Raw genomic sequence first — 5,943 nt, forward strand, 5'->3', positions numbered from 1 at the left:
GCAGCCGGCTCGGCGCCGAAGGCGTAGCGCAGGCCCAGGGTCACGGTGTGGCTCTGGTCATAGTCGCCCGACCATTCGCCGAACTGGATGGCGCCAGGGCCGCCCGAGATCGAGGTGAACGAGGCGTCGCCCGTCAGGTAGCGGTAGGTCAGGTCGATGTTGGCGCGATCGCCCACGGCCCAGGCCAGACCGGCGATCGCCTGAGCGGCGAACTTGGTCGAGCTGTCGTCGGCGGCGAAGGACACGGCCGGGGTGGCGCGCAGACGGCCGACGGTGTCGGTGTTGACGCGGTTCACGCCGACGCCGAGGCCGACGAAGGGACGGATGCCCCAGGCTTCCCAACCGAAGTCGTAGAGGACGTTGGCCATCAGAGTCGTCGACTCGATGTCGCCTTCCGGCGAATGGCAGGGGCCGGTGGCCGGCGTCAGGTTGCACAGGCCTTGCGTGCCGGTGACGGCGCGCACGGTGCCGATGTCGCCCGAGCGGTAGCCGCCTTCCAGTTCAACGCGCCAGTTGGGGTTGAAGCGGTAGCCGAGACGCGCGAACGCCGCCCAGCCGTCGTTCACTTCCCAGTTCCAGTTGGCGCCGGTCGTGGACGATTCCGCGTTGATGTCGTCGATGATGTGGTAGCCGGCGTCAACCGCGCCGTACCAGCCGTCCGGCTCAGCCGAAGCAGCGCCCGCCGACAGGGCCAGAGCCGCCGCCGCGCTGGATGCCAGGATCAAACTCTTGACGCGCATATATGCGGCCCTCCGAGATCTGTTGTTCGAGGACGACGGATACGTCGCCTACCCAACCCTTATCAGCGTTGCCGTGGGCGGTCGAGCGGCAAACGTCACATTTACTAAAGGTTGCAACACACCGTGACCGCCAAGCTACAAAAACCTAACAAGACGACGGATTTCGTTAACGCAACGCCATGGCAGGGCCCCGATCTTCTCCTGAAACAGGCGCGCTTTCGGCCAGTTGGGTGAAGGCCAAAACGATATGATAGAGCGAACTCGCCGGAGCCGGTTCCTCGATGAAGCTGCCGTCCTGCAGCCTCGTGTCCCGCCACAGGCCTGCCGGGGTGAGGTACAGCCACAGCGCCCTCAGCGCGGCCGAAGCGTCATCCAGGTAGGCCGCGCGATCACGCCCCGAAGACTCCCGGGCCATGATCAAGGCGCTCTTCAGCCACTCCGTTTGCGGCCAGAGCCGCGCCCGCGCATTTCGCACCGAACCGTCGCCATTCAGAGCGTTCACCGCCACAAGATGGCGCTCGTTGACCCCCTCGCGCCCAGCGACATAGAGCCGCTGCGCCGCGACCATAGTCGCCTCGTTTCCCCTCGACTTTGCATAGCGCGCCAGCAACCAGGACCATTCGAACTGGTGCCCTGGCTCGATGAGACGCCCCTCGTCGCCCGGCGCCGGCGCCCAGGTTTCATCAAAGACCTCGCGCAGACGACCCGACACGGGATCGATAAAGGTCGTGCAGGCCAGGCCCGCTACGCGGTCCGCCAGATCTCGCCAGGCGGGATCGTCGCTGACCTCCTCCCACGCCAGAGCTGCTTCAAACAGGTGCATATGAGCGTTGGACTGGAAAGGACGTCCGCCCGCTTCACGAAGACCCCCGTTCGGGGTGGCGCGCATAACCAGGGCGTCACGAATCGCGACGCCGCGGGCGTGCACGTCGCCGTCGCCGATTCCGGCCTTCAGCGCCGTCGCCAGGGCCAGGAGCAGGAAGGCCTGATCATAGATCATGACGGTCTCGTCCAGCGGCCGATTTTCCGCACAGAGCAATGTGCGCATCAATCCGTCGTCACGGAGGAAGTCCGCATCAAGGCTCGCCAGCCCGGTTCTGACGGCGCGCGCCCACGGCCCCTCCCAGCCCATCAGCCCCGCTTGGGCGAAGACGTAGATCTGGCGCGCTTGCACACGGGCGCGCCTCGGCGTCTCCACCCGCCGACCGTCGAGCGCCAGGGACTCCGCGAAAGCGCCGTCCTCGCCCTGCCCCAGTGCGGACCAGAGCGGCAAGGCCTTGAAACGCAACCATTCCCGGAGCCGCAGCGCGCCGGCCGCCAGCGCCTCGTCGGGACGGCGCGCGAAATCCATATGCTGCGGCGACGACAGCCGGATGCGCTCGACGATCCTTTTCACGTCCTGCGACCGGCTCAGATCGCAGACGAGAACCGCATCAGGCTCGGCGATGATCGCCAGATTTCGCACCCCGATCGCCGCGACCAGCATCCCGTCGGCGGCGCGCGCCAGGCACCCTTCCGCGTCCTCGAAAATATGTCCGCCGATCTCACCCTCGCCGCTGGCGGCGATCGCGTCCCATGCGCCGAGATCGGACCAGCTGAAGTCGACCTCCAGAACGGAGGCCAGCCGCGTCTTCTCCATGACCGCATAGTCGATCGAAACCTTGGGCGCCTGACGAAAGGCGTCGCCCAGCACGGCGACTGAGCCGCGACCGGCCGTCGCGACCGCGGCCCTGACCGCGCTTGCCACCGCCGGCGCGTGGGCTTTCATTTCGGCCAGCAGGACCTCGGACGAGGCGATGAAATTGCCGCTGTTCCAGAGGTAGCCGTCGCGAATATACCGCCGCGCCATCTCCTGATCCGGCTTTTCTACAAAGGCTGCGATGGGGCCCAGACCCCGGCCGGTCGGCGCGATATAGCCATAGGCCGAAGACGGCTCGGTCGGCTTGACGCCCAAGGTGACGATACGCGCCTCGCGGGCGCCGTCCGCCGCCGCCGTCACCGCCGCTCTGAAACCCTCATGGTCGGGAATATGGTGATCCGACGCGATGAAAACGTTGATTCCCGCCGGGTCGCGGCCATGGGTCCAAACGGCCGCCGCCGCCATCGCCGCCGCTGAATCACGCCCCTCGGGCTCCAGCAGAATCTGGGCGTCGACACCGACCTGGTCCAACTGCGCCATGATCCACGCCTTGTGATCCACGCCGCCCACCACGACGAGGCAGCCGCCGTCGACCGCCAGGGGCGCCGCCCGGAGCACCGTTTCCTGGAACAAGGAACGGTTCCCGGCCAGGGCGATGAACTGCTTCGGACGGGACGGGCGGGAGGCTGGCCAAAGGCGCGTGCCGGCGCCGCCGCACATGATCACCGGGTAGAGAGTCATTCAGCTTGGATAGCCGACTTCGCCGTGATTGAAAGCGATGTTTTGGCTACAACGGCTGTGAGATTCATGGCCTTGTCAGAGGTACGTCGTGACTTGCGCCGTCTTCGCCGCTATCGAGCCGCCATCATGAAAGAGACTGAACGGCAATCCGAGGAACGCAGCTGGGAGACGGCGAAGACGCTCGCCGAGGCGCTGCCCTATATCCAAGTTTATGACCGCGAGACCGTGGTGATCAAATACGGCGGCCACGCCATGGGCGAAAGCGCCGTGGCCAAGCAGTTCGCCGCCGACGTGGTGCTGCTGAAGCTGATGGGCGTGAACCCCGTGGTGGTCCACGGCGGCGGGCCGCAGATCAGCGCCATGCTGGACAAGGCGGGCGTGAAGTCGGCCTTCGTCGACGGTCTGCGCGTGACGGACAAGGACACCATGCAGGTGGCCGAGATGGTCCTGTCCGGCGCCGTGAACAAGGAGATCGCCCACTGGATCACCGTCGCCGGCAAGGAAGCCGACGTGCGCGGCGTCGGCCTGTCGGGCAAGGACGCCGGCCTGCTGACGGTCGAAAAGACCAAGCGCACCAAGCGCGACCCCGACAGCATGATCGAGCACGAGGTCGACCTGGGCTTCGTCGGCGAGCCGACCAAGGTCGATCCCAAGCTGATCAAGGGCCTGATCGCCTCGGAGACCGAGGACTGGGTGCCGGTCATCGCCCCCATCGGCGTGGCCGAGGACGGCATGACCTATAACGTCAACGCCGACACGGTGGCGGGCGCGGTGGCCGGATCGCTGGGCGCCAAGCGGATGCTGCTGCTGACCGATGTGGCGGGCGTCAAGGGCGCGGACGGCGAGATCATCCGCCAGATGAACCTGGAAGAGGCGCAAGGCCTGATCGACACCGGCGTCGCCAACGGCGGCATGATTCCCAAGCTGGAGACGGCCATGGCCGCCGTCCGCGCGGGCGTCGAGGCCGTGGTCATCCTGGACGGACGCCGCCCCCACGCCATGCTGGTCGAGCTGTTCACCGAGTTCGGCGCCGGCACCCTGGTGAAGGCTCAGTGAGTCCAGGCGTGACGGCCTCGCCGCTGGCGGCGACCACCGAGATCGGCGCCGACCTGCGCCACGTCCGCTCCTGGGTGTTCGACCTCGACAACACCCTTTACCCGCCCGAAAGCCTGTTCCTGAAACAGGTCGAGCAGCGCATCAACGCCTATGTGGTGCGCACCTCGGGTCTGGAATCCGCCGAGGCGCTGAGCGTGCAGCGCGGCTATCTGCACGACTACGGCACCTCCCTGGCCGGTTTGATGATGCATTATCAGATCGACCCGCACGACTTCCTGGCCGAGGTCCACGACGTGCCGCTGGACGTGCTGACGCCCGATCCCGGCCTGCACGCGGCGCTTGAGCGCCTGAATGGCCCGCGCCTGATCTTCACCAACGGCTCGATCGGTCACGCCCGCCGGGTGATGGAGCGGCTGGAACTGACGCGTTTCTTCGACGGGGTCTTCGCCCTGGAGGACGCCGATCTGATCCCCAAACCGGACCCGCGCACCTTCGACAAGATGCTGGCCCGGTTCGGCGTCGATCCGACCACAGCCTGCTTCTTCGAGGACACGCCCAAGAACCTGGAGCCGGCGCACGCCATCGGCATGACCACGGTTCTGGTCGGCCCCAAGGCCTTCACGGCCGAGGGCGCGCACATCCAACACCGGGCCGCGACCGTCGGCCCCTTCCTGACCACCGCCATGCTGGACGGAGATCCGCAATGACCGACCTGACCCACCTGGAATCCGTGATCGAAGCCGCCTGGGAAGCTCGCGCCGAGGTTTCCGCCGCCACGCGCGGCGAGGTGCGCGACGCCGTCGACACCGCCCTGGCCCTGCTAGACGCCGGTCAGGCCCGCGTCGCCACGCGCGGCGACGACGGCGTCTGGACCACGCACCAGTGGCTGAAGAAGGCCGTGCTGCTGTCCTTCCGCCTGAACGACAACGTCATCATGCGCGCCGGCCACGCCCCCACCCTGCCGCTGTCAGCCGATCACCCCGTCGCCGTCGGCCCCTTCTGGGACAAGGTGCCCAACAAGTTCGGCGACTGGAGCGCCGCCGACTATCAGGCCGCCGGCTTCCGCTCGGTGCCGGGCTCCATCGTCCGCCGCGGCGCCCACGTGGCCAAGAACGTCGTGCTGATGCCGTCCTTCGTCAACATCGGCGCCTTCGTCGATGAAGGCTCGATGGTCGACGCCTGGGCCACGGTCGGCTCCTGCGCCCAGATCGGCAAGAACGTCCACCTGTCGGGCGGCGCCGGCATCGGCGGCGTGCTGGAGCCGCTGCAGGCCAACCCGACCATCATCGAGGACGGCTGCTTCATCGGCGCCCGCGCCGAGGTGGCTGAGGGCGTCATCGTGCGCGAGGGCGCCGTCCTGGCCATGGGCGTCTATCTGTCGGGCTCGACCAAGATCGTCGACCGCGCCACCGGCGAGATCTTCCGCGGCGAGGTCCCGGCCTATTCGGTCGTGGTGCCGGGCGCCCTGCCCGACCCGAAGGGCGGCCCGAGCCTCTACTGCGCCGTCATCGTCAAGCGCGTCGACGCCCAGACCCGCGCCAAGACCGGCGTCAACGAACTGCTGCGCGACTAGGCCGCCCAAGGCGAAATTGCTCCGGCCGCCTCTCGAAACAGGCTCGCCAACGGCACGAAATCCAGCCTAATAGCGGCCTGGGTTCGGGGAGGCGACGGTGGCGTTCAGCAATCTGCGCAGAGTTGCGATTTCGGTTGGAGTTCTAAGCCTTCTGGCTTTCCCGCTGGCGGCTTGCGGCGGCGGCGGAGGCGGGG

Annotated in this window: 5 protein-coding genes; 3 read left to right on the forward strand and 2 right to left on the reverse strand. The window is 67.4% G+C overall.

Annotated features, from left to right (window positions below):
* Positions 1–740, reverse strand: a 740-nt coding sequence (locus ACREEF_RS15240; protein WP_431566415.1) for an outer membrane protein, incomplete at its 3' end; no start/stop codon positions are given.
* A gap of 166 nt (positions 741–906) precedes the next feature.
* Complete coding sequence (locus tag ACREEF_RS15245; protein WP_431566416.1) at positions 907–3,120, reverse strand: AGE family epimerase/isomerase; 2,214 nt, start codon at positions 3,118–3,120, stop codon at positions 907–909.
* 126 nt (positions 3,121–3,246) lie between these two features.
* On the opposite strand from ACREEF_RS15245, the gene argB reads away from it, so the two are divergent.
* The 3 genes from argB to dapD are packed head-to-tail and all read left to right on the forward strand — an operon-like array spanning position 3,247 to position 5,749.
* Positions 3,247–4,176, forward strand: coding sequence for an acetylglutamate kinase (gene argB, locus ACREEF_RS15250; protein WP_431566417.1), 930 nt, complete (start codon positions 3,247–3,249; stop codon positions 4,174–4,176).
* Between the two features lie 8 nt (positions 4,177–4,184).
* Positions 4,185–4,883: a pyrimidine 5'-nucleotidase gene (locus ACREEF_RS15255; RefSeq protein ID WP_431566418.1), complete on the forward strand. Its 699-nt coding sequence runs from the start codon at positions 4,185–4,187 to the stop codon at positions 4,881–4,883.
* Positions 4,880–5,749 carry a 2,3,4,5-tetrahydropyridine-2,6-dicarboxylate N-succinyltransferase gene (gene dapD, locus ACREEF_RS15260; RefSeq protein WP_431566419.1) on the forward strand — a complete coding sequence of 290 codons (870 nt, stop codon included), beginning with the start codon at positions 4,880–4,882 and terminating at the stop codon, positions 5,747–5,749. Before ACREEF_RS15255 ends, dapD begins: the two co-directional genes overlap by 4 nt.
* Positions 5,750–5,943 lie beyond the last annotated feature (194 nt).

Source organism: Brevundimonas sp., from assembly GCF_050729455.1.
In the GTDB taxonomy this organism is placed as follows: Bacteria; Pseudomonadota; Alphaproteobacteria; order Caulobacterales; family Caulobacteraceae; genus Brevundimonas.